Genomic DNA, 22,341 nt, shown 5'->3' on the forward strand with positions numbered 1-22,341 from the left:
ATAATTTAAAAAAATGGAATTGGGTGATGTCATGACTGTCCAACTGATGACCGATGGAGGCGCGGATATCCCGGAAAGCCTCAGAGAAGCAATAAACGTAGTTGAAGTACCACTTTACCTGAATTTTAACGATGAACAATATCAGACTGGGGTAACCATTGATTTGAAAACATTCCGGAAAAAGATGAAGGAATCGGAAGAATTGCCACGCTCATCAGCCCCTAGTCCAAACGACTTCTATGTGGCGTATAAAGCGGTGGACCCAAATATGCCTATTGTTATGTTGAGTCTGTCAAAAGGGTTAAGTGTTACGTATGAAAACGCCGTTTTGGCAAAGGACATGCTGCTTGAAGAAGAACCTGACCGGAAAATTGAAGTCATCAATACAAAGACTGCTTCCTGTGGAATTGCGCTTCTATTGGATGAAGCAAAGTCTAAACTGGACGAAGGCTACGACTACAAACAACTTGTCAGCCATCTGCGGAAACGCACCGAAAACATTTCCACTTTATTTGTTCTTAAAACCCTGGAAAACTTGGTTCGTGGGGGCCGCCTTGATAAAGTGAAAGGCACAATTGCCAAAACACTCAATATCAAACTATTGATGAAGGCAAGTCAAGAGGGAAAAATTGAAGTTGCAGAAAAGGTACGTGGGGACAAAAAATCAATTCGTCGTTTTGTCGATCAAATTGGTGAATATACCGGAAACTTTGACGGGAAAATTATTTCCATGACCCACTTTGACGCAGAAGATCGGGCGAAGAAAGTACTCGGAGAAATAAAAGCCAAGTACCCATTTAAGGACTCCTACCTGACTGAGATGGGGCCCTTGATTGCAACATACGCCGGAGAAGGCGGCATGGTAATAGCATTCTTTAATGATTGAGAAACTTAAAAGGTGATTGCTAACCAGTATGGGCAATCACCTTTAAATTTGCTCTTTTTCCTTTTTCAAAAAATCGTATACCATGGTATTCAAAGTATCTTTATCATCTCCCAGACATATAAGGTGTCGGGACCGTTCAAAAAAGACGACTTCTTTTGGTGCCGAGGTTATCTCCTTATCCAGATAATACGCTGTTTTATAGGGAACCATGCCATCCTGCTGTCCCTGCGCAATTAATACGGGGGATTCCACCTTGCTCAGATATTTGCGGGTAAGTTTGACAACCTTTAGAAATTCAAGGTTTGCTTTAAACGGAACCTCTCCCAGTTTACGGCGATAATGCATATACAATTTGTTTTCCTTTAGCCTGCCGCGGAATCCGTCGGTCACTACGTCCTTTACATCCTTGCTGATTTGCCTAAAGGAAAGGTATTTTCCGGCAGGCGCGAGCAGTACCAGTTTGTCGACCTTATGCTTTGCTGCAAGATATGCGGCAATCATACCTCCCATTGAAAAGCCAATTAGGTATACCTCATCAAATTTCTCTTTCATTTTTTTAAGGGAATTTTCAGCAGTGGTAATCCATTTGTCATGGGAAACATCATCAAGGGCAAGCTTCCTCCCATGTCCAGGAAGTGTCGGCACCTCAATATGCCAATTAGTCTCACTCTTTAAAAACGATGCCAATGGATCAACCTCATATGGCCCACCGGTGAATCCATGAATTATTAGACATCCTATCATAAATATTCTCCTCATCTTTTTAGATACCGTAAGTAAACTTATTTGTTATTGTGCGTTCAGTTTCTTTTACCCTAAACAATGCATTGTTATGTCTATAACTGTTTAGGTTTACGGAATACCTTCTGCCATTTCTGTTGTAATTTAGCAGGTATTACAGGAAAGGCAACAAAAAAACATACTGATCCAGTTCCATTGCCGCGACTGAATCAGTATGAAATATCCTATTTAGGTTGTTTCATGAAGAATCCGAACTGTTTAACAAGCGGTGTCAACTGCTGTACAACTGAAGCAGCCTGCCCAACCGTTGATAACATTTTATTTATATCCAGTTCGCCCTCTGTATTCTGGAAATAATATGTCAGGTTACTGTTCTTTGGTTTCGGATAATACATATTGCCTGCATAGTAGTTTGGGCGCCAACCCGCAGGCTGTTTCGGTTTGGAATATAATTCGAAAGGTGTTTGTGCATCTGTAGTGTAATTAGACTTCAATGTTGGGTGGTTAGGTTTTGAATAGTAAGGATAATTGTATGAATTATAATAGCTTTGTGGATAGTTATACGGTTTTTCAAACATTGGACACACCTCTTCCCGGGTTTGTGTAATTATAATATGCATGTTACTCAGGAAGTGTGTGGGACTGCAGAATCTTAACTCAATGACTGATGATAGGAACGATAAATGTTGGTTAACCCAAGCATATGTTTAATTTTACTGGTTTGCAGACCTGAAATTATTTCATCTTTTTCTTCGATTAACGTTGCAGGTGTCCCATAAACCCCACGCGCCTGCAGCTCTTTCATATATTCAGGATATTCCGTTACATTCTTCGTTTCATAGTTAATTCCAAACAGGTCCAGATCATTAATTAATTTATCGCAATGTGCACAGTTAGCACTAATATAAACCACGACATTCTTATTGCTCAATCTCTTTTCCTCCTTAATTACCGAACACTTTTTATGTTCTGCAATTCCCCTATTCCCGTAATTATGACAGGGTAAACGCAAAAATGTAAAAAGTGTTGCAGTTGTATTACAAAGATGTCGGTAAAAAAACATTCTGACTTTGTCGCAGACGCTGACAAAGCCAGAATCGTTTATTTTTACGATTCAGTTTACAGTACTTTTGATATATCTGTTGAACCTTCTATTGCCTCAAAAATCTTATTATCAGCCTTATGTTCCGTTAACAACTGTACAAGCAAGGCAGCTACATCTTCACGAGGGATTTTCCCTATCTCGGGCAATTTATCCTGTAGCTCCACTTTTCCAGTTCCAGGGTCGTTCGTCAGTATTCCAGGTCTTAAAATTGAATAGGTTAACCCTGACTGTTTCAAATGTTCATCAGCCCGATGCTTAGCATAAAGATAATATTTAATCTGTTCTGCTTCCTTCGGCTTATCAGCACCAATGGAACTGAGCATGATGAATTTTTTCACACCGAACCTTTTAGCAATATCTACAGCCTCAATGGCCCCTTCCTGATCGATAAGCACAGTTTTGTCAGCACCTGTATGGGGGCCAGAACCAGCTGCAAAGATGACAGCGTCCACATTATGATATGCCCTTTCAAAGTCTTTTTCGAGGTCTGCCAGAACCGTTTCAATTCCCTTTTGTTCAAAATAAGGAACCTGTTCCGTTTTTCTTACCATCGCCACAGGATCATGCTCTGATTCTTTCAGTTTCTCTACTGTATGCTTGCCGACAGAACCATTTGCTCCAATTACTAATACACGCACGAAATTAACCTCCTTTTTTAGGCTCCAACTGTATTATAGCCGTAAACAAAAGAAGCAAAACACCAGATTATAGCAAAAAGGTGTTTTGCTTAGAATTTTTGCCTGTCCCCACACAGGCTTCTATAAAAGAGCAGGGACATCCCGTATCCCCTCTCTGTTACCATAACTTCTTGCATCAAAAGCCGCTATGATTTTCATCACACCTTTGAAATTTTCATTGCGTCTGTTCGCTTGGTGTTTGCGATTTATGATTGTTCTTTTTATGGCGTCGGTACAACAGGTAAGCAACTATGGCAAGTACCAAGAAAATCAAACCATACAACTGGACATCCTCCATAAGTTTTTTAACTGATTTGAACTTGCCAATACTTCCAACCCACAGCATTATAAATGTCCAAGGAAGGATTCCTAAAATGGTAAGACTAAGAAACTTCCATAACTTCACTTTACTGATTCCAGCAGCATATGAAATATAGTTACCAAGCCCTAGTGGACGGGAAATAGCAATCGTCCATATTCCAAATCGGTTAAACCAGCGCTGTGCACGTTCAATCTTCTTTTTGTTAAGTTTTTCTTTTAATTTATCTTCCATTTTATAGCCAATAAAAAAAGGAATCAGACTGAATACAGCATAGACTGCACTTCCGGTTATTGTGAACCAGATAACCTGCATAAAAGATATATTCAAGATATATGCAAATGTCAGCGTTACTAGTCCGCCGGGGAAAGGGATAGAAGATGCTTCGACTGCCAGACTCAGGAACAATCCCCAGTACCCCAGCTGGTTAATTACATCTACAATAAATTGCAGCATATGCTGGGACTCCTTTTGTGGTTAAATAATTGCGGTTAGAGACCCTATTCCCGGAATAGATGTAAGGTAACCCTGAAAACCGCAACAGGAAAATAATGGAGGTGTATGCTGATGCCTTGGTCATGTCCAGACCGGATTCCTGATCATTTGGATATGGCCGGGGAGAACGCTGATTTCAGCTGGAGTGAACCCGTCAATCTCACCGTCCATATCAATTTCCTTCTTGCTTTCAGTTTCAATCTTAACTGTGGACGCCCGAAAGTGTGTCAGTTCGTTCAATTGATTTGTGTCGTTATTGGCTATATTCATCGTCAACAGTTCACGGAACGAGGCAAGCATGGAGTGTTTGACCACCAGGATATCCAGCTTTCCGTCATAGGCGCTGATTGTCTGAATGGGAATCTGTCTGGTACCGATGAACTTTCCATTTAAAACAAGAACTAGCACTCCCTCATCTTGATACTCTTTTCCATCCGCAGTTATTTTATAGGAAAAAGGTGCAGTCTGATTAAGCGATTTTAACGTATTCATAAAATAACTGAGCACACCAAGATGTTTTTTCTGTTCCCGGTCATTTTTTTGGGAGGTCTCTGCCACAAGTCCAATGCCCCAGAAATTCAAAAAATAACGGTCTGTAGCTACTCCGAGGTCGACATTCACAACTTCCCCGGAGACAATTGTTTTGGCTGCCTGGTAGAGTTCCTGTGGCATATTCAGCATACGGCTGAAGTCATTGCATGTCCCTCCCGGCAAAATTGCAATAACCGGACGCTTCTTCAACGGTGCAATACTATTTATACACTCATGCAGGGTTCCATCACCGCCAAGGATAATCATAATTTCCACTTTATCGGAAAAGTGACGGAAAGCATCGCGTGCTTCCTGAAGTGTCTCCGTTTGTAACACTGTCAACGATTTGACAGCTTTTGAAATAACCGGAAGGGTCAACGAAAGCTTCTCTTCCATATCCTCGCTACCGGCCGTTCCATTGTATATAAACAGTCCTGTTTCATATTTCAATGGGTGGTTCCTCCCTACAATGTTCTATCATTACTATTACCTCTTTTAGCAGGCAGGAAACCATCGAATCAAAAAGGGAAATTTTACACACTAATCCCTGAAAAATACGTTAATTGTATGTAAAACTTCAAAAATTGTATAGCATTTTTTGGAAAAATAGTATTTAATTAAGGGGTAGTAAAAATTATCTATATATTTTCAGGAGGGTCAAAATGAGAAAACTTTTTAGTCTATTGCTTGTGCTGGGTATCGCACTGTTCCTGGCGGCATGCGGCAGTTCAGAAGGTGGAGATTCAGCAGAAGGCAGCAGCGGGGACGGCGGAGAAAAACCTGACACAATCGTTATGGGATTTGTTCCCTCACAGGATTCCGATACTATCGCCGATACTGTAGAACCTCTGGCAAAGCGTCTGGGTGAAGAACTCGGAATTGAAGTTCAGGGACAGGTTATGACAAGCTACAACGCATTGGTTGAAGCAATGGGTGCCAATCAGGTCCAGGTTGGATTCATACCTGCATTCGGCTACGTTCTTGCCAACGAGCAATACGGTGTGGAAGTAATCCTTAAATCTGAACGCTATGGTTCTGGTACATACAAAGCACAATACCTGGTACGTACAGACTCAGGGATTGAAGAATTAGCTGACCTAGAAGGAAAAATTTGGGCATATCCTGATAAGGGATCAACATCCGGTTATCTTTTCCCTGCAAACCAATTGATGCAGGAATTCGGCTATGAATCTGGACCACAACTGGAAACTGATTTTTTCTCTAACACTCTTTCAGCCGGCGGGCATGACACAGCTGCTATCGCAGTTTATGAAGGGGATGCCGATGTGGCAACAACTTTCGATGACGTCCGGACAGAGCTTGAAGAAGAATATCCGGATGTAATGGATAAATTAAAAGTTATCGGCCATACACAGGATATTCCAAACGACACCATCTCGGTAACAAAAGAATTGGATGATGAGCTTGTGAAAGAAATCAAAGAAATCTTCCTATCATTCAATGAAGACGAAGAGATGATTAAAATCATGAACGAAGTATACAACTGGGACGCGATTATCGAAGCTTCTGATGAAGAATATACGGTAGTTAAAGATACGTACCAGAAATTTAAAGATAACATTGAACTATAAATACTTCATTAACTTTACATTTAAAGGAGGAGGAACCATCTCCTCCTTTTTTTCTAAGTCAAGATAATCTGACATGGACTTCGACGTGTTATATCAAACAAATGTAACGGGGGAAATACATAAAATGATTGAATTTAAGGATGTAGGGCTTGTCTATCCAAACGGAACAGAAGGGCTCAAAAACGTGAACGTAACCATAAAAGATGGTGAATTTGTCGTAATCGTTGGTTTATCCGGCGCCGGAAAATCAACCTTTATCAGAAGTATTAACCGGCTTGTCACACCTACTTCTGGTTCACTGCTTATTGATGATGATGACATATTAAAGTACCGTGGTTCTGATCTTCGCAAACTACGGACGAAAATTGGGATGATCTTTCAGAACTATAATCTAGTTAAACGGAGTAATGTGCTTAAGAATGTTATCGCAGGGCGCCTTGGCCATACCGGTACAATTCGTTCCATTCTCAGCCTATATAAAAAAGAAGACGTGGGCCTCGCCTATGAAAGCCTTAAGCGAGTGAACATTGAAGAAAAAATCCACAATCGTGCTGACGAATTGAGTGGCGGTCAGCAGCAGCGGGTCAGTATCGCTCGCGTGCTTACACAAAAACCTAATTATATCCTTGCTGATGAACCGGTTGCTTCCCTTGATCCGCCGACTTCCCATCAGGTTATGACATACCTGAAAAAAATAAATAAAGAAGATAATATCACAACAATTGTTAACCTGCACTTTATTGATATGGCTATGGAGTACGCTGATCGGATTATCGGAATGCGTGCTGGTGAAGTAGTTTTTGATGGACCGGTGTCAAAAGTAACCGAAAAAACATTTGAAGAAATTTACGGCCGTACGATACGTGAGGATGACTTGCGTGGGGGGGCAAAAGAATCGTGACCAAGCAAACGCCTTCTCTTTCACAGACGACAACACCATCCCTGTATCCTGCCAAAACAAAAGCGCAGGTTACCCTTATTTTTTTTATCGTAATAGGTTTTTACCTGTTCAGTATGTATTGGACACAGCGAAAAATGGTCGGGGGATTTGGAGACGCACTTGGCAATATGGGGGTAGTTATTGAGAAGTTTTTCCCGCCAAATCTCAGTGTAATCCCAGCAGTATGGGACCCGATGGCACAAACAATCCAAATGGCTATTATCGCTACAACAGTAGCTGCTATTCTGACAATTCCATTGGCACTCCTATCAGCGCAAAATATTACGACATTTAAGCCGCTCTACGCAGGTGTACGGACGCTTCTGAACATTTTGCGTACCATTCCTGACCTTGTGCTTGCGGTTGTATTTGTAGGGCTTTTCGGTGTGGGACTATTCCCAGGTATTATGGCTCTAATTATATTTTCGCTTGGAATCCTCGCAAAGTTGATCAGTGAAACAATCGAAGCAGTTGATATGAACCCATTAGAAGCAATGCGGGCTGCGGGAGGTAATACACTGCAGGTTATATATTATGCGCTGGTACCCCAGGTCCTGCCACAATTCACCTCATTTGTACTGTACGTGTTTGAAATAAACATCCGTGCTTCCGTAGTACTTGGACTAGTAGGAGCAGGTGGTATCGGACTTGTGCTTGACCAGCAGCTTCGTTTCTATAATTATCCGAATGCAATGGCCATCATTATATTAATTTTTGTAGTGGTGCTTATTATTGAATATATCAGTAACAAGTTAAGGGAGGCGCTTATCTAATGGCGACATATACATTACCTCCAAAACGGAAAAAATCTATAGTCAAACGGCTGAAACATATCGCAATCTTTTTTGCAGTAATTGCATTATATGTCTGGACATTCCTCGGAATCGATATCGATTGGGGACGGGCTATTGAACGCGCCTTTAATAATTTCCACCGGGTAATTCCCAAACTGTTCCATCCTAACTGGGAAGCAGCTGGTGAAGTGACGGTAAAAATTATTGAAACGATCACCATCGCTTTTGCCGGATCATTTATGGCCGCTATCCTAGCAATCCCACTTGGATTTTTAGCAGCCCAGAATATGTCCCGCAGCCGCTTTTTAACGGCGATCGGTAAGTGGATACTCTCCGCAGTCCGTGCTTTTCCTGACATTATTTTAGCAATCTTGTTCGTAGTTGCAGTTGGACCAAATGCTTTTGCCGGTGTGCTGGCGATTGCAGTAGGATCCACCGGGATGCTTGGTAAACTATATTCCGAGGTCGTTGAATCGATTGATATGCAGGTGGTCGAGGCCATGGAGGCAAATGGCGCTAATAAAGTACAGGCGCTCTTCTATGGAGTTCTGCCACAGATTATACCGGAATTCCTGTCGTACGCGATCTATCGATTTGAGATTGATATCCGGGCATCTTCCATTCTCGGTATCGTGGGCGCCGGTGGTATCGGTACAATGATTATTTTTGCTGCAAACAACCGTAACTGGAACGAAATGGGCCTAATTCTACTGGCAATCATTATCGTTGTCACAGTTATAGATTTTGTTTCTGCACGAATCAGACGAAAAATTGTATAATGGAAAAATGGAAACGAAATTAGAAGACATGCTCTGATTTCGTTTCTTTCTTATACTAACAAAAACTAGCTTTGTTACCCTTAGCCCGCAGTTGATATAAACTGCGCAGCAGTGAAAATTTAATATATGAGTGTTTGGACCCGTTCCGGCAGAATACTTCGCTTTCACCACTCCGGGTGCAAGTACGACATCTGCTCATACTTTCGCAGTGTCTCCTTTGCCGGGGGCACGGCCTCAGCCTCCTCAATCGTTCCTCGCTGTGGGGTCTTTGGACTCGTGCTGTTCCCCAAGGGTCTACGTATTCTACCTGCTCTATTACAGGTTTCCGGATTAAAAACGAGCTGTTCTAAGGTACCCTTGTATAGAGTCCCTCAAGCGTAAGAGGCATAAAAAGCAAATCCGAAGCTCACTATCAGCTGAGGAAATACACGGAGACTCCTACGGGAGCAGAGGCCTCGATGAGACCCCGGAGAGCGTTAGCTCAACGGAGGCTCAACAGCCGCCCGTGGAAAGCGTAGTGTATTTCCGTAGCAGTGTTTCAGCACTCTATCTTAGAACCTTCACTACTTCGTAGTTTATAGTTTTTATGTGAAAAACAACCAATCTTTTATATTAAGACAGTTTCGTTGGAAGATAGTATTAGAAGAACGCTTACGGGAATTTCGTCATGTTTTTTTCTAATGGAAGGAAGGATTATAGTGCAGAGCAAGACAGAAAAAGTAAAATTACTCTATACAAGCGATGTTCACGGTAACGCCATGCCGATTCTATATGGAACAAACGAATATGCCGAACTCGGCTTAGCAAAATATGCAACCGTCGTTAAGCAAAAACAGAAAGAAAATAAACATGTTATGGTGCTTGATAATGGGGATCTCATTCAAGGAACTCCTCTAATGACACATTATGTTAAAGAGCACAGTGACAAGGAAAATCCCATGATTGGAATTATGAACCGGATTGGAATTGAAGCAAGTGTAATTGGCAATCATGAATTTAACTTTGGAAAAAAGGTTCTACAGGATGCGGTAAACCAATCAGAGTTTCCTTGGATATCGGCCAACACTGTAGACCAAACCAGCGGAGAACCATATTATGGACCACCTTACATAACAAAGGTGCTGGATAACGGTATTAAAATTGCAATCGTTGGGGTGACTACGCATTATATCCCAAACTGGGAATCTCCGGAGCATATTGCCCAAGTCCGGTTTGAGGATGCATTGGAGACCTTAAGCAAGTGGGTTACCAGTATTCGGGATACCGAAAAGCCTGATATTCTAATTGCTTCATATCATGGCGGTTTCGAACGTGATTTGGAAACCGGTGAAGCAACGGAAGAACTGACTGGTGAAAATCAGGGATACGCAATGTGTGAACAGGTGGAAGGCATTGATGTATTACTTACCGGCCATCAGCATCGAGTACTAACTGGAGATATAAACAACGTTCTGGTTATACAGCCAGGAAACAATGGAAAGTTTTTTGGGGAAGTGGATTTGCTTCTTGAACACAGGGTTAACGGATGGATTGTAACCGGAAAACAGGCTGCGGTAAACTCACTTGAACATGTTGAGGAAGATGCAGAGATTATTAGTTATATGGACGAAATCGAATCATCCACCCAGCAATGGCTTGACCAGCCAATTGGCCGTATCGAGGGAGATATGACGATTGATAATCCTCTTGATGCCAGATTAAATAAACATGCTTTTATCGAGTTTATTCAGCGTGTTCAAATGGAAGCGAGTGGGACTGATATATCCGTGACCTCATTGCTTAATAATGAGTCTAAAGGCTTTGGTTCCGTTGTGACGATGCGAGATATCGTCTCCAACTATATGTACCCGAATACATTGGTCGTACTTGAGCTGTCAGGGCAGGATATTATTGATGCCCTTGAGAAGAGTGCTGATTATTTCATCCTCGATAATGACGAGGTTGTAGTCAATCCTTCATATATAGAGCCTAAGCCCCAACATTACAACTATGATATGTGGGAAGGGATTGAGTATACAATCAACATGCGTCGGCCCAGCGGATCACGCCTCGAAGAAGTTACCCATCATGGGAATCCGCTCCAAGCAGATGAAACTTATCACGTCGTTCTGAATAACTACCGTGCTAACGGTGGAGGCAATTATGATATGTTTAAAGGTAAACCGGTAGTGAAAGAAATTCAAAAAGATGCGGTCGAACTTATCCGAACTTATTTTGAAAAATACAGAACCGTTGCCGCCACTACCACCAAGAACTTTACTGTTAAAAAATAAATCAGTGGCAGACAGAGGGGAAAACACGTAGGAGACGGTAGTTCCCCTCCTTTAAATATTCTTTTGGAGGCGATAACATGTTGGCAATTGATCATATTGTAATAGTTGCACACAACCCGGAACAGGCAGCACAGAAGTTTGAAGATGAACATAGTGTGAAAGTTATCCAAGGCGGTAAACATGATTATTGGGGTACTTATAACTATCTCGCCTACTTTGATAATAACAGTTATATTGAATGGATTGGGTTGTTCGACCGGAAGATTGCCGCTAAATCTGATAATCCATTAATCCAGGAGGTTGTCGAGGCGCTTGATCACAATCAAGAAGGAATAGTTCAATACGCTCTCCGAACAGAAAATATGGATGGACTTGTGGAACACTTTAGTAAAGCTGGGATTTCGTTTACAGGGCCGATTCCGGGCAGCAGGAATAGACCTGATGGGTCAACCCTCGAATGGCGAATGCTGTTTCCCCAATCAACCAAAGAAGAAGAATTACCTTTTTTAATTGAATGGGGTCCTGTCAAAAACACTCCGTCTGACAGAAGTCTAATCAACAGTCAGCAGATTACCAGTCTATCTGCTATGATTAATAACATGGAAGAATTCAGTCATGTCTTTCAACTTCATTTTGATGATGATTCCACCCAGCTTTCAAATACCGAACTAAAAGTTGCAGACAAACTGACATTTTCCCTCGGTTGACCTTTATTTTGTTCCGAGGGCGCAAACTGTATTGGTGGGCTTGGTAGGTTTAAGAAAAAATTCAATATTAGTGAAACCTGCTTGAGCCAACAGTGCAGACAGCTGCCCGCCAATCAGTTCACTCGTATCGTCAGTCGCCCCTTTTTCATGCGGTCGAATAGTCAGAGCAATCTTCCCTCCCTCTGTCATTTGACTGTATATGTTACGCAAAGTCTTAACGGGGGTTTCCCAGAATGTAACATTATTGATCACCAGAACTTTATCCACTTTTTGCGATAACAGTGGCAATTTGTCCGCCTGTCCTTCCATTAGAAGGATTTCACTATTGATCAAATGTTTGTTTAATCTTCGTAATGTTTGGTATACCATCACTTCCGATACATCGACACCTGTAAGCCTGACTTCATCTGCCTGTTGCAGGATATATTTAAGTGCCTTACCTGAACCAAATCCTATTTCAAGTACATGCTCACCGTCCTGCACATTTAGAAAATCAATCGTCCACTTATTTATCTCTCTGTTCTCGCGGGACATATACCATCCAGCAATCCAGCCGGGCAGCCCCTGTGGTCTGGCAAACTGGCTATACATATTTATTTTCCCCATAAAATATGTCACTCCTCAGGAAATACCATACCCTGAATTACCCGGATCCTAATCAAAAATGACCACTTTAAAAGTGGCCATTTATATATTATCCCAGTTGCTGATGAAGAAATTCACTGACAGACTCTGGAGACTTGGTATATGCACTGTGCTGGTGGGCGATTTTCTCGCCATTCTGGAAAATTAGTATACTTGGGATTCCCATTACTTCATATTTCTGAGCTATCCCTTCAACTTCGTCACTGTTAATCTGATACCAATCATGATTCTTGAATTCTTCCATGACATCTCCAATAAACATATCCATCCGTTTGCAGTCTGGACACCAGTCTGCGAAAAACTTTACAATGACAGGCTTGTCCGATTGAATTACCTCGTTGAACTGCGCTTCTGTATCTAAATGTATCATGTCAAACACCCCTTTTGCATTCTCTAGACTATTGTAACCGCATTTTACGGCTATGTCTTACAGAATGCTTATGAACGATGTTCCACCCTACTAAGCAGATAGGCAGCAGCCAAACCCAAAGCAAAAGCAGCGACACTTATGGATACTAGTTCAGTATCAGCCGGCCAGCCCGGGAAAATAACAAACCCCGATCCCAAAACCATTCCGATAATCAGAGCAAAAGTCGCTGTATAGTAGGCCTTCAAGAAATAGTGGATTATTTTACTCATAATCAGGATGCCTATTATCACCCCTGCCCCGGTAATCAAAAGTACATCAATCCTAAAATTGCTAATTGCGGTGATGATGGTTGGATAAACCCCCAAAATTAACAGCATAAAAGAGCCACTTATTCCAGGCAATATCATGCCACTGCTGGCAATGAACCCTGCGATAAATAGTAGTGCATATGTGGTTCCTGACACTCCCTCCATCACAGTGCCATCGTTTACGGAGAGGAAGCTAAGCAAGGCAACAATAAGGCACCCAAATAGCAATAAAACAAAATGATTTCCCCTAAAACTTTTTAATCCAGCGGTTGTCACAAGATACGGTAGCACTCCAAAAATAAGGCCAAGAAAGAAAAATTTAGTCGGCCCCGGAAAGCTCGCAAACAACCATTCCATTACACGACTAAGCAAAAAGACAGCAGTCATAATTCCAATCAACAATGGAACCAAAAAGCTCAGATGCTTCCTCCACTCCCTGCCTGCAATCCCATTTATCGCGGTAATCATCCGGTCATAAATGCCGAGAATGACTGCGATTGTCCCTCCGCTCACACCGGGGATGATATCACTTGCACCCATCACCATACCCCGATAGACGTTCTTCCACTCCATTTAATATCCCCCCCCTTTGATTGTTTTACTGATAAGCTGTTTATTGAAAGATTGATTTTAAAAAATAAACTTCCATGCAACAGAAAGGCTTCGCTCCGGAAATACACTCCGCTTTCACCCGGAGCGGTGATAAAGCACACTCATTAGTCTAAAGTTAGAAAGCACATCCCAAATTAACTATGTCGCAATTCACACAAACTACGAGATTAAAGAGCAACAGACTTTAAGAAAACATCCTAGTGTAAAGCATATGAAGGATGCTCAATATTTACTTGTACTTTCCTGAAAAAAATGTATACTTAAGATAACTACTTTGTTTAACAAGGTAGCTATTGAAACCGCTAGTATCTTGTATTACAAGGCAGGTAATTATATGTCATTACGAAGTCAGCTGCTTAAAGGTATTTTGGAAGGATGTATTCTAGCCATCATTAACAGGCAGCCTGTTTACGGCTACGAACTATCAGTACGTCTTCAGGAATTTGGTCTTACGGATGTTAGTGAAGGTTCGGTTTATCCCCTCCTTCTTCGCCTGCAGCGGGAAGGCTTAATACAGGGCGAGATGGAGAAGTCAGAGACTGGACCTAATCGGAAATATTACTATTTAACATCCGACGGGAAGGATGCCCTTGGACAATTTATTAGTCATTGGAAGGCAATAAAATTACCCGTCGACAGTATTATCGGAAAGGAGGATAATCCAGATGAATCCAAAAGAAATAATTAAACGAAACAATGAATTACGGGAGCAATTGAATAATAATAATCGTACTTATTATGAGAATATGCTTACATACATTCGCCTGCACTCCAATAAGTCAGAACAGTATACAGAAGAAGTTCTTCTTGAGTTGCTTGAACACTTGCTTCACGCACAGAGTGAGGGGCGTACTGCAAAAGAGGTGTTCGGAAATAACCCTGAGAAATATTGTCAGGAGATAATCGGCGAAATCCCTCGTGAAGATCCACAAAAACGGATAAAATTCATTAGCTTTATCGCACTTCAATTCCTTGCGATTATTTCCTTGACGCACGGTATTATAGGGTTCGGCTTAAATTTCTTGTTTGAATTAGGTTCAGAGCAAACCGTTTTTTCACTTGGCTCAGCTATTATTACAATAATTTTAGACCTGCTTCTGCTCTGGTTGTCTGTTAAACTCATCCTGAAATGGCTGAAAGGTTCTTCATTTGCCGAGAAAGTTACTGGTAAGTGGTCAGAAATATTCCAGATTTGGTTAATAAGCACATGTGCGATTAGCTTGTTTGTCACTATTCCGTATTTAATACCTGCATTTGGACCAATAATCCGTATCCCTACTCTCTCATTTGCCGGAATTGGATTACTGCTTTACCTGGTTTCTTTCGCCATGAACAAAAGATACCGCATTACATAAAGCGCCTATCCGTAATTGGATAGGCGTTTCACTTCTCCTCGATGAATTCCAGTTCAGGCATCCATTGTGCCATATGATTTTTTATCTCTTGATAATGTTTCGAGGCATTGGTTAGTTCATCATTTGAAAGCCGGTGCATCGGAACAATCTCATAATCTGACCAGTTTTGATACTTTACAAACGTTGGCAGAAACTTGGGGGACGTAATCTCGACTGAACCATTGCCATTTTCGTTGTTCTTCTTAATGGTAAACTTCAGCATTCCGCCAATCCGCCGGTAGAACTCATCCTGACCTGAAAGAAAATTCCCTAATGAGTACGCTACTAACGTTTTATTTCCATTTTCACCTTTCACCCACTCCACCGGCTGCAAGACGTGCGGGTGATGCCCAATCACGGCGTGCACTCCTTCGTCAGCTGCAAACTGTGCAAGCTCTTTCTGTCGTTCACTTGGAAGGCGTTCGTATTCATTACCAAAATGCAGACTTAAGATAACAGCGTCCGCCTGTTTCTTTGCTTCTTCGATTCGGCTGGCAATCAATTGCCGGTCAATCAGATTAACCAGATAGTTCTTCCCTTCAGGAACTGGCAATCCATTGGTGCCATACGTGAATGCCAGGAATGCGACAGAGATCCCTTCCTCTGTTTCGTAGATTCGAAGCTGATTACTGTCCGCCTTAGATTTATAGGCACCCGTATACATCATATTTATCTTTTCCCAATGATTTATCGCCCGTTTAATCGCTTCTTCTCCGCCATCGAGCGTATGATTGTTAGCAATGGTAACCACATCTACACCTGACTGTTTCAGTGCATCGCCAACCGCAAACGGACTGTTAAACTGAGGATAGGAAGATAAACCAAGCTCTTCTCCCCCAATCATTGTTTCCTGGTTGGCCATTGTTATGGTGGAATCTTTTAGGTATGGCGCTACTTGATCAAACATTTTCATAAAATTATAGGTATCAGACGCTTTTGCGTCTCTATAGACGCTATCATGAATTAGTAAATCGCCGATTGCCGAAATGGTGATTTCTTTATCCTGATTTTCCGGTTCAGCTGGTTCTTCAGACTGCTGTTCAGGTTTCTCTTGCTTGTCCTGTTCGGCTGTTTGACCTGATTCCTTATCCGAGCAGGCCGCCAGCAAAATAAATATGAATAACAGCAGCAAAGTTATTAATTTAACCCGTTTCATAGGCCAAAATACTCCTTGTCATTTTCCTTCATCATATCACAGCGAGATACTCTTAACTATCATATATCGACAGGAATTTATCATATATTTCCTGCAGGTATTCTCGGTCGGTCTTCTGAAGTGACTCCCAGTCAATTGCTTCAATGATATAATGATGGAAATCCCATATTTTTCGCTGGATTGTTTCCTCACTCACGAGTGCAACTTTGTAAAGGACCTCTATCATACTGAAATATATTGATACGTCGTCGTTATTATAATGTTTGATCTGATAGAAACTTTTATACAGATAGTCCTCATAACGTTTTGGACGGGCGATTACCCGGAGCTCACCATCCTTGTCGGACAAATAACGTGCCTCACGGTATTCTTTTCCCAGTCTGGCAAGTAAAGATCCAATTCTGTTAATACTGTTGGAAGCGGTATGTGGATCGTTTTTGGCAGGCGAAATCGCCATTACCGCAATTTCAACCAGTTTCTCTAACAGAAACTCAACATCCTGGATATCTGTCCGTTCATTGCCGATTACGATGTGATTATGCAGTTTCTTGGATGCAGTCTCACTGTCAGTACCTACTATTTTTGCTACAGGAACATCCTTGAAAACATAATCACCGGTCTGAATTTTTAATTCGACTGCAATGTCTTTTTCTTTTGCCCACTTTACAAGCGGCTTCCAGTTAATTGATTGAATGTAGCCAGGACCGTTAGCAGTCAGCTCGTATCCGGACTGCTCTTTGATTTGCTCTATATCCTTTCCTTCCCACGTCTCATGCTCGTTAAATTCTCTCCCCCTAAAGGCATGAGAAATGACCTGGTTCCCATCTGCATGAATTTTTTTGATCAGCTGGTTTACCTGAACCAGGCGTGCAGAGTGATGGATGAAGTAAATAAAAAAACCAAGACAGCAAATAGCGACCATAGTCATCATAATCGGACCTAGTATCGTCCGATTTTCTCCACTTAGCAGTAAGTAAGTCAGTGCAAATATAAAACCAAAACTGAATACCCCAAGGACATGGTGGGTGACTCTGCTTCGCATAAAATCTTGAAGGGTACGCGGTGAAAATTGCATGGAATACGTAGTCAGAACTACCATGATTACTGAAAAGCTAATGGTCGTCATTGTTAGGATAGCAGTTACAAGTGATGCATATAATGATTTGGCAGTCTCCTGGCTTGTCAGCAACAATTGCGGAATTTCCTTTGTATACGCAGCTATGAGCCAGCTATCAAGTGCATTCAGGCCCACTACAGAAACTATAGCAATAATTCCATAAATAGCAGGGACGAGCCAAAAATTATCACGGATACCAATCCATGTTTTTGTAGATTTCACCAAGATACCTCCTCATTGTTCACCGTATTTTTCCCTATACCCGAAAACCATTAGAAAAACTCGATATTCGTCTCGACTATAACGAGTGTCGAAGTTTTTCTTATACTATCTTCCTTAGAAAACTAATAGTATAAAAAAATACACATGACCCATTGGATCACGTGTATCTACGGAAAGCTTTACAGCCGCTCGATGATGGTGGCGTTGGCTGTACCCATTCCTTCACATATTGCTAATAAACCATACTTGCCATCTGACCGTTCTAATTCATTAAGTAATGTAACCAGAAGCTTGGTTCCTGTAGCACCAAGCGGATGACCTAGCGCGATGGCCCCGCCATTTACATTTAATTTATCAGGATCCCCGCCTGTTTCATGCAGCCAGGAAAGCGGGACAGGCGCAAAAGCCTCATTAACTTCATACCGATCAATTTGATCGATAGAAAGACTCGCTTTCTCTAGAACCTTCCGTGTGGCGGCAATCGGTCCGGTCAGCATAAGGGTTGGATCCGAACCTACCACAGCGCGACTTATGATTCGGGCTTTTGGTTTCAGACCCAATTCCTCCGCTTTTTCTCTGGACATTAACAAAACCGCGCTGGCACCATCACTCATCTGGCTGGCGTTACCGGCAGTTATTTTCCCGTCCTCACGGAAAACTGTTTTCAATTCTCCCAGTGCCTCCATAGTTGTATCAGCACGTGGCCCCTCATCTTGTTCGGCTACCTTTGTTTCATCATTTCCATCTGGAACTTCTACTGGGACAATCTCTTTGTCAAAAGCACCTTTTTCTATTGCATTCAAAGCACGCTGGTGACTCTGCAAGGAGTATTCATCAAGCTGATGCCGGGAAAAGCCCCATTTATCTGCCATTTTCTCTGCTGAGATTCCCTGATTAACTATCTCATATTTATCGGTAAGCTTTTTGCTTGGCTTGGTATCCTGAATATTGGAGAACATCGGTGCCCGTGTCATACTTTCCACACCGCCAGCAATCACAATATCCATATCCCCGGCTGCAATGGCCTGTGCACCAAAGTGTACAGCCTGCTGACTGGAACCGCATTGTCGATCGATGGTGACACCAGGAACCTCAATCGGAAATCCGGCTATCAGTGCCGAAGTTCTTGCGACATTCCCAGCCTGTTCACCAACTTGTGTTACACACCCAAGGATAATATCGTCAACAGCCGATTTGTCTACTTTTGCCCGATTAACTACCTCATCCAACACCACCGCTGCCAGTTCATCGGACCGGTAATCTGCAAAGATTCCTTTTCTTCGTCCCACAGCAGTACGGCAGCCCTCTACAATAACTACTTCCCGCATTCACTTCCACCCCTTTTTTACAGTACGTATTTTCATTATATCTGACTTTTTAAAAATTTTAAAACCCTATTCTATATGTTTTAGTAATGATGTAACGGGAATTAAATTAATAGACAGAAAATCTATTACTAGAAAGGATGTCTAAAAATGCGCAGAAAACAGTATCAACCTGCTAAAGATAAGCAAATGACAGATGCCCAGGAAGTGCGCTACTCAAAAGAATTCAAACAAGCGGACATGGCCGGTGGCTTCCGCAGACCACGCGTTAAAGAAGCAAAACGTGAAAACCCTAACTTAATTTCATAAAAAGATTCTAAGTACCCTGCTGGTTTAACCCCAGGGTACTTTTTAAATTTATATTTCAGTGAAACATGATACGCCCCGCATACGTATTATATATAAAGAATTCAATCACCCAGCTATCTGTTTAATTTCGCCTTGTTAATGGCAATATATAAAAGGCTAACCATATTAATGAATCGTAAAATTATTCTCCTAAAGCCCTATTGGACCTTTTTTTATGATATAACTGGGGATAGAGACATATAATGAGAGAGAAATTCATTCGAATTGTTATACCTAATATTGGGGTGTTATCTTTGAAACGGTATTTATCAACCTTTTTCCTGGTTTTGAGTGGCGTCATATTAATTATCGGATTACGGCTGGACTTCCGTTGGAGTGGTATAGCTTCATGGGGATTAACCTTCATCAGCCTAATTTTCGCTGCATACTTTACTAAATATATTCCTGATGAGAAAGACGAGCAACAATCAGGAAATCAGTAAATAAAACCGGGAGCCTTATAAGGCCCCCGGTTTTCTTATTGGTTATTTTTAAATTGAACGATTCGTGCTTCGATGTTATCGCGGACACGCTGAAATACTTTCCAGCGTTCCGACTCTGCTCCCTCTGCTTTGGCAGGATCGTCGAAACCCCAATGCTCGCGACGGACACTTGGAGGGGTCATTGGGCATTTATCCTTAGCGTCCCCACAAAGAGTCACGACAAGATCAGCATTATTGAGGGTGTCAGGGTCTATAATATTTGATTCCTGATCAGATATATCGACATCAACTTCAGCCATCGCTTTTACTGCCAGAGGATTCAACCCATGTGCTTCAATCCCGGCACTTTTTACTTCCCATTCATCACCCAGATGTTTCTTTCCAAAACCTTCAGCCATCTGACTGCGACAGGAATTTCCCGTACATAAAAAATAGAGAATAGGTTTATTAGCCATTTTATATCAGCTCCTTAAAATAATAAGAGTGTAAGATAGAGCCCTACTAGCGTTACAAATAGTGTCGGAACGGTAAGGATTATTCCAATTTTAAAATAATAACCCCATGAGATCCTGACCCCTTTGGTCCTGAGTACATGCAGCCACAGAAGTGTTGCCAATGAACCAATCGGTGTTATCTTAGGTCCCAGATCACTTCCAATTACATTAGCGTAAATCAGCGCTTCTTTTATAACGCCGGTGGTATTCGTATCGGCAATGGCAAGCGCATCAATCATCACCGTCGGCATATTATTCATAATCGATGACAATATCGCTGCGATAAAGCCCATTGAAATCGTTGCCACGAATAAGCCTTGCTCTGCAGCGGCTCCGATTACGTTGGCCAGCAGGTCAGTAAGCCCCACATTACGCAGGCCGTAAACAACTACATACATACCAACAGAGAAAAATACGATGGCCCATGGTGCGCCCTTTACTACTTTGGCAGTATTCACTGCCTCGCTTCTTCTTCCCATCAATAGAAAAATAATAGCAATAGCGCCTGCAATTATGGAAACAGGTATATCGAATATACCGCTGGCAAAATAGCCTGCTAGTAAAACAGCTAGAACGATCCATGATATGCGGAACATTCGTTGGTCCCGGATCGCCGTGACTGGAGATTTCAGGTCGTTCAGATCATAGTCGCGCGGTATATCTTTCCGGAAAAAGAGATATAGAACAATTATACTTGCAACCAATGAAAACAGATTTGGAATAATCATTCGTGAAGCATATTCCAAAAAGCCTATTCCAAAAAAGTCAGCTGAGACGATATTCACCAGGTTACTTACAATCAATGGCAAGGAAGTTGTATCCGCGATGAAGCCACTCGCCATGATGAACGGCAATATAAATGTTTCTTTAAATTTAAGTGCACGGACCATCGCGAGGACGATTGGCGTCAGAATAAGCGCAGCTCCGTCATTGGCGAATAGTGCCGCCACAATCGCTCCAAGTACCGAGATGTATACAAACATCTTAATTCCATTCCCGCCAGCAATTCGCGCCATGTGCAATGCAGCCCACTCAAATAGACCAATCTCATCTAAAATAAGTGAAATAATAATAATCGCTACAAATGCAAGCGTTGCATTCCAGACAATGTCCGTTACAGCAATGACATCGTCAAAATTAACGACCCCGGCAATAAGAGCAAGGATTGCCCCGGCACATGCTGTATAGCCAATACCAAGATTTTTAGGCTGCCAGATAATCAGTATTAATGTAATTAAAAAGATAGCTATTGCAAAAAACGTTTGTAAATCCAATTATGTTCCCCCTGTATCGATGCAGTCAGCATTGTGTATTAGCTTTTGCTTCATTCAATTTTTCCATCCATTCTTTCTGGGCAGGGAGCAACTCCAAAACATTCTCTACCAACCCATAGGACGATGACTCTTTATTTATAGAATAATAAATCCATTGGCCCCTGCGTTCTTCTGTGACCATCCGTGCGTCTCTTAATTTGCGTAAATGCTGGCTGATTGACGGTTGAGACATTTCCAGCACTTCCACAAGTTCACAGACACAGCAAGGATTCCGATTAAGCAAAAACACGATTGTTAATCGGGTACGGTCACCTAAAAGTTTTAACACAGGAACCATGTCATCTATTCGTACACCGGTTTTTTCCATAAAATTCCCCCCGTCATTCATTAGAATATAAGCAAATGCTTATATAAGCATAATAGAAAACTGCAGTAATATCAACTTATCTCGCTTACTGCAGCATGCTTCTCTTTAAGTGAGTCGGGGGCAGCTTTAACCATCCGCTCTAAAAGAAAAGCAGCAATAGCAATATCATCCAATACACCGAAAAAAGCTAGAAAATCAGGGATGATATCAAACGGGAATGCTAAATATCCGAAAAATAAAACGGCATAGAACAATTTGGTTCCACGCTTAACCTCGGTGGAAGTAAAGAAATCTTTTATGAACGGAACAGACTTATGAAATTTCAGGATAAAACGCATTCGCTTTAGGAGTTTAAACATTGATGTCGCCTTCCCTTCGCATAGTTTTAAACCAGATACCCATACTACAACAGAATGATAACATAAAA

Annotated in this window: 27 protein-coding genes; 11 read left to right on the forward strand and 16 right to left on the reverse strand. The window is 41.8% G+C overall.

Translation table 11 applies throughout. From position 1 onward, the window contains the following. The first annotated feature begins 31 nt into the window (after positions 1 to 31). A complete protein-coding gene (locus tag ACFO3D_RS17230; protein WP_390299015.1) occupies positions 32 to 886 on the forward strand; it encodes a DegV family protein in 855 nt (284 codons plus the stop codon). Between the two features lie 42 nt (positions 887 to 928). On the opposite strand, the gene ACFO3D_RS17235 is transcribed toward ACFO3D_RS17230, so the two are convergent. The 6 genes from ACFO3D_RS17235 to ACFO3D_RS17260 form a co-directional block, all read right to left on the reverse strand. Then, positions 929 to 1,630, reverse strand: a complete 702-nt coding sequence (locus ACFO3D_RS17235) for an alpha/beta hydrolase (RefSeq protein WP_390299018.1) — start codon at positions 1,628 to 1,630, stop codon at positions 929 to 931. A 221-nt stretch (positions 1,631 to 1,851) separates the two neighbouring features. Beyond that, a complete protein-coding gene (locus ACFO3D_RS17240; protein ID WP_390299021.1) occupies positions 1,852 to 2,205 on the reverse strand; it encodes a YppG family protein in 354 nt (117 codons plus the stop codon). A 74-nt stretch (positions 2,206 to 2,279) separates the two neighbouring features. Further along, positions 2,280 to 2,558 carry a glutaredoxin family protein gene (locus tag ACFO3D_RS17245; RefSeq protein WP_390299024.1) on the reverse strand — a complete coding sequence of 93 codons (279 nt, stop codon included), beginning with the start codon at positions 2,556 to 2,558 and terminating at the stop codon, positions 2,280 to 2,282. Between the two features lie 188 nt (positions 2,559 to 2,746). Continuing rightward, positions 2,747 to 3,370, reverse strand: coding sequence for an SDR family oxidoreductase (locus ACFO3D_RS17250; RefSeq protein WP_390299027.1), 624 nt, complete (start codon positions 3,368 to 3,370; stop codon positions 2,747 to 2,749). 214 nt (positions 3,371 to 3,584) lie between these two features. Continuing rightward, on the reverse strand, positions 3,585 to 4,184 hold the full coding sequence (locus ACFO3D_RS17255) for a DedA family protein (protein ID WP_390299030.1): 600 nt from the start codon (positions 4,182 to 4,184) through the stop codon (positions 3,585 to 3,587). A 120-nt stretch (positions 4,185 to 4,304) separates the two neighbouring features. Next, a complete protein-coding gene (locus ACFO3D_RS17260) occupies positions 4,305 to 5,204 on the reverse strand; it encodes a YegS/Rv2252/BmrU family lipid kinase (protein ID WP_390299033.1) in 900 nt (299 codons plus the stop codon). Between the two features lie 212 nt (positions 5,205 to 5,416). Between ACFO3D_RS17260 and phnD the strand changes: the two genes are divergently transcribed. From phnD to ACFO3D_RS17290, 6 genes are all read left to right on the forward strand, one after another. Continuing rightward, positions 5,417 to 6,346: a phosphate/phosphite/phosphonate ABC transporter substrate-binding protein gene (phnD, locus tag ACFO3D_RS17265; protein WP_390299037.1), complete on the forward strand. Its 930-nt coding sequence runs from the start codon at positions 5,417 to 5,419 to the stop codon at positions 6,344 to 6,346. A 124-nt stretch (positions 6,347 to 6,470) separates the two neighbouring features. Continuing rightward, on the forward strand, positions 6,471 to 7,247 hold the full coding sequence (gene phnC, locus ACFO3D_RS17270; protein WP_390299040.1) for a phosphonate ABC transporter ATP-binding protein: 777 nt from the start codon (positions 6,471 to 6,473) through the stop codon (positions 7,245 to 7,247). Beyond that, positions 7,244 to 8,059 (forward strand): phosphonate ABC transporter, permease protein PhnE, encoded by an 816-nt coding sequence (gene phnE, locus ACFO3D_RS17275; protein ID WP_390299043.1) that lies wholly within the window; start codon positions 7,244 to 7,246, stop codon positions 8,057 to 8,059. Before phnC ends, phnE (ACFO3D_RS17275) begins: the two co-directional genes overlap by 4 nt. Next, positions 8,059 to 8,859 carry a phosphonate ABC transporter, permease protein PhnE gene (phnE, locus tag ACFO3D_RS17280; RefSeq protein ID WP_390299046.1) on the forward strand — a complete coding sequence of 267 codons (801 nt, stop codon included), beginning with the start codon at positions 8,059 to 8,061 and terminating at the stop codon, positions 8,857 to 8,859. The genes phnE (ACFO3D_RS17275) and phnE (ACFO3D_RS17280) overlap by 1 nt, the downstream gene beginning before the upstream one ends. A gap of 680 nt (positions 8,860 to 9,539) precedes the next feature. After that, positions 9,540 to 11,132, forward strand: coding sequence for a bifunctional metallophosphatase/5'-nucleotidase (locus ACFO3D_RS17285; RefSeq protein WP_390299049.1), 1,593 nt, complete (start codon positions 9,540 to 9,542; stop codon positions 11,130 to 11,132). Positions 11,133 to 11,209: 77 nt separating this feature from the next. After that, entirely contained in the window at positions 11,210 to 11,839 is a 630-nt protein-coding gene (locus tag ACFO3D_RS17290) for a VOC family protein (RefSeq protein WP_390299052.1), read from the forward strand. Between the two features lie 3 nt (positions 11,840 to 11,842). Here the strand turns inward: ACFO3D_RS17290 and ACFO3D_RS17295 are convergent, their stop codons facing one another. The 3 genes from ACFO3D_RS17295 to ACFO3D_RS17305 all read right to left on the reverse strand — a co-directional run bounded on the left by ACFO3D_RS17295 (position 11,843) and on the right by ACFO3D_RS17305 (position 13,735). Then, a complete protein-coding gene (locus ACFO3D_RS17295) occupies positions 11,843 to 12,445 on the reverse strand; it encodes a class I SAM-dependent methyltransferase (protein ID WP_390299055.1) in 603 nt (200 codons plus the stop codon). Between the two features lie 88 nt (positions 12,446 to 12,533). Beyond that, positions 12,534 to 12,854: a thioredoxin family protein gene (locus ACFO3D_RS17300; protein ID WP_390299058.1), complete on the reverse strand. Its 321-nt coding sequence runs from the start codon at positions 12,852 to 12,854 to the stop codon at positions 12,534 to 12,536. 68 nt (positions 12,855 to 12,922) lie between these two features. After that, positions 12,923 to 13,735: a DUF368 domain-containing protein gene (locus ACFO3D_RS17305; protein ID WP_390299061.1), complete on the reverse strand. Its 813-nt coding sequence runs from the start codon at positions 13,733 to 13,735 to the stop codon at positions 12,923 to 12,925. Between the two features lie 373 nt (positions 13,736 to 14,108). Between ACFO3D_RS17305 and ACFO3D_RS17310 the strand changes: the two genes are divergently transcribed. Together ACFO3D_RS17310 and ACFO3D_RS17315 are read left to right on the forward strand one after the other, a co-directional pair. After that, a complete protein-coding gene (locus tag ACFO3D_RS17310; RefSeq protein ID WP_390299064.1) occupies positions 14,109 to 14,462 on the forward strand; it encodes a PadR family transcriptional regulator in 354 nt (117 codons plus the stop codon). Continuing rightward, entirely contained in the window at positions 14,440 to 15,129 is a 690-nt protein-coding gene (locus ACFO3D_RS17315) for a DUF1129 family protein (RefSeq protein WP_390299066.1), read from the forward strand. The genes ACFO3D_RS17310 and ACFO3D_RS17315 overlap by 23 nt, the downstream gene beginning before the upstream one ends. A gap of 28 nt (positions 15,130 to 15,157) precedes the next feature. Here ACFO3D_RS17315 and ACFO3D_RS17320 read toward each other — a convergent pair whose 3' ends face one another. From ACFO3D_RS17320 to ACFO3D_RS17330, 3 genes are all read right to left on the reverse strand, one after another. Continuing rightward, positions 15,158 to 16,324: a CapA family protein gene (locus ACFO3D_RS17320; RefSeq protein ID WP_390299068.1), complete on the reverse strand. Its 1,167-nt coding sequence runs from the start codon at positions 16,322 to 16,324 to the stop codon at positions 15,158 to 15,160. 52 nt (positions 16,325 to 16,376) lie between these two features. Next, complete coding sequence (locus ACFO3D_RS17325; RefSeq protein WP_390299071.1) at positions 16,377 to 17,663, reverse strand: DUF2254 domain-containing protein; 1,287 nt, start codon at positions 17,661 to 17,663, stop codon at positions 16,377 to 16,379. Between the two features lie 179 nt (positions 17,664 to 17,842). Next, positions 17,843 to 18,991: a thiolase family protein gene (locus tag ACFO3D_RS17330; protein ID WP_390299074.1), complete on the reverse strand. Its 1,149-nt coding sequence runs from the start codon at positions 18,989 to 18,991 to the stop codon at positions 17,843 to 17,845. A 147-nt stretch (positions 18,992 to 19,138) separates the two neighbouring features. On the opposite strand from ACFO3D_RS17330, the gene ACFO3D_RS17335 reads away from it, so the two are divergent. Both ACFO3D_RS17335 and ACFO3D_RS17340 read left to right on the forward strand, forming a co-directional pair. Beyond that, a complete protein-coding gene (locus ACFO3D_RS17335; RefSeq protein ID WP_390299078.1) occupies positions 19,139 to 19,297 on the forward strand; it encodes a YfhE family protein in 159 nt (52 codons plus the stop codon). 293 nt (positions 19,298 to 19,590) lie between these two features. Further along, the gene (locus tag ACFO3D_RS17340) at positions 19,591 to 19,779 is read left to right on the forward strand and encodes a hypothetical protein (protein ID WP_390299081.1); all 189 of its coding nucleotides are present in this window, start codon (positions 19,591 to 19,593) and stop codon (positions 19,777 to 19,779) included. Between the two features lie 35 nt (positions 19,780 to 19,814). Here the strand turns inward: ACFO3D_RS17340 and arsC are convergent, their stop codons facing one another. The 4 genes from arsC to ACFO3D_RS17360 form a co-directional block, all read right to left on the reverse strand. After that, entirely contained in the window at positions 19,815 to 20,234 is a 420-nt protein-coding gene (gene arsC / locus ACFO3D_RS17345) for an arsenate reductase (thioredoxin) (protein ID WP_390299084.1), read from the reverse strand. A 14-nt stretch (positions 20,235 to 20,248) separates the two neighbouring features. Beyond that, positions 20,249 to 21,547 carry an arsenic transporter gene (locus ACFO3D_RS17350; protein WP_390299087.1) on the reverse strand — a complete coding sequence of 433 codons (1,299 nt, stop codon included), beginning with the start codon at positions 21,545 to 21,547 and terminating at the stop codon, positions 20,249 to 20,251. A 25-nt stretch (positions 21,548 to 21,572) separates the two neighbouring features. Next, positions 21,573 to 21,914: an ArsR/SmtB family transcription factor gene (locus ACFO3D_RS17355; RefSeq protein ID WP_390299090.1), complete on the reverse strand. Its 342-nt coding sequence runs from the start codon at positions 21,912 to 21,914 to the stop codon at positions 21,573 to 21,575. Between the two features lie 71 nt (positions 21,915 to 21,985). Continuing rightward, positions 21,986 to 22,273: a YkvA family protein gene (locus tag ACFO3D_RS17360; RefSeq protein ID WP_390299093.1), complete on the reverse strand. Its 288-nt coding sequence runs from the start codon at positions 22,271 to 22,273 to the stop codon at positions 21,986 to 21,988. Between the last annotated feature and the right edge of the window lie 68 nt (positions 22,274 to 22,341).

The sequence above is a fragment of the Virgibacillus kekensis genome (genome assembly GCF_042654125.1).
Taxonomy (GTDB): domain Bacteria; phylum Bacillota; class Bacilli; order Bacillales; family Amphibacillaceae; genus Lentibacillus; species Lentibacillus kekensis.

Bases quoted from the DNA above. Each gene is read 5' to 3' on its own strand.
- phnC (WP_390299040.1), top strand. From the start codon at position 6,471: ATGATTGAATTTAAGGATGTAGGGCTTGTCTATCCAAACGGAACAGAA.
- ACFO3D_RS17360 (WP_390299093.1), bottom strand. From the start codon at position 22,273: ATGTTTAAACTCCTAAAGCGAATGCGTTTTATCCTGAAATTTCATAAG.
- ACFO3D_RS17305 (WP_390299061.1), bottom strand. From the start codon at position 13,735: ATGGAGTGGAAGAACGTCTATCGGGGTATGGTGATGGGTGCAAGTGAT.
- ACFO3D_RS17295 (WP_390299055.1), bottom strand. From the start codon at position 12,445: ATGGGGAAAATAAATATGTATAGCCAGTTTGCCAGACCACAGGGGCTG.
- ACFO3D_RS17355 (WP_390299090.1), bottom strand. From the start codon at position 21,914: ATGGAAAAAACCGGTGTACGAATAGATGACATGGTTCCTGTGTTAAAA.
- ACFO3D_RS17230 (WP_390299015.1), top strand. From the start codon at position 32: ATGACTGTCCAACTGATGACCGATGGAGGCGCGGATATCCCGGAAAGC.
- ACFO3D_RS17320 (WP_390299068.1), bottom strand. From the start codon at position 16,324: ATGAAACGGGTTAAATTAATAACTTTGCTGCTGTTATTCATATTTATT.
- arsC (WP_390299084.1), bottom strand. From the start codon at position 20,234: ATGGCTAATAAACCTATTCTCTATTTTTTATGTACGGGAAATTCCTGT.
- ACFO3D_RS17235 (WP_390299018.1), bottom strand. From the start codon at position 1,630: ATGATAGGATGTCTAATAATTCATGGATTCACCGGTGGGCCATATGAG.
- phnD (WP_390299037.1), top strand. From the start codon at position 5,417: ATGAGAAAACTTTTTAGTCTATTGCTTGTGCTGGGTATCGCACTGTTC.
- ACFO3D_RS17255 (WP_390299030.1), bottom strand. From the start codon at position 4,184: ATGCTGCAATTTATTGTAGATGTAATTAACCAGCTGGGGTACTGGGGA.
- ACFO3D_RS17310 (WP_390299064.1), top strand. From the start codon at position 14,109: ATGTCATTACGAAGTCAGCTGCTTAAAGGTATTTTGGAAGGATGTATT.
- ACFO3D_RS17330 (WP_390299074.1), bottom strand. From the start codon at position 18,991: ATGCGGGAAGTAGTTATTGTAGAGGGCTGCCGTACTGCTGTGGGACGA.
- ACFO3D_RS17335 (WP_390299078.1), top strand. From the start codon at position 19,139: ATGCGCAGAAAACAGTATCAACCTGCTAAAGATAAGCAAATGACAGAT.
- ACFO3D_RS17285 (WP_390299049.1), top strand. From the start codon at position 9,540: ATGGAAGGAAGGATTATAGTGCAGAGCAAGACAGAAAAAGTAAAATTA.
- ACFO3D_RS17315 (WP_390299066.1), top strand. From the start codon at position 14,440: ATGAATCCAAAAGAAATAATTAAACGAAACAATGAATTACGGGAGCAA.
- ACFO3D_RS17300 (WP_390299058.1), bottom strand. From the start codon at position 12,854: ATGATACATTTAGATACAGAAGCGCAGTTCAACGAGGTAATTCAATCG.
- phnE (WP_390299046.1), top strand. From the start codon at position 8,059: ATGGCGACATATACATTACCTCCAAAACGGAAAAAATCTATAGTCAAA.
- ACFO3D_RS17290 (WP_390299052.1), top strand. From the start codon at position 11,210: ATGTTGGCAATTGATCATATTGTAATAGTTGCACACAACCCGGAACAG.
- ACFO3D_RS17240 (WP_390299021.1), bottom strand. From the start codon at position 2,205: ATGTTTGAAAAACCGTATAACTATCCACAAAGCTATTATAATTCATAC.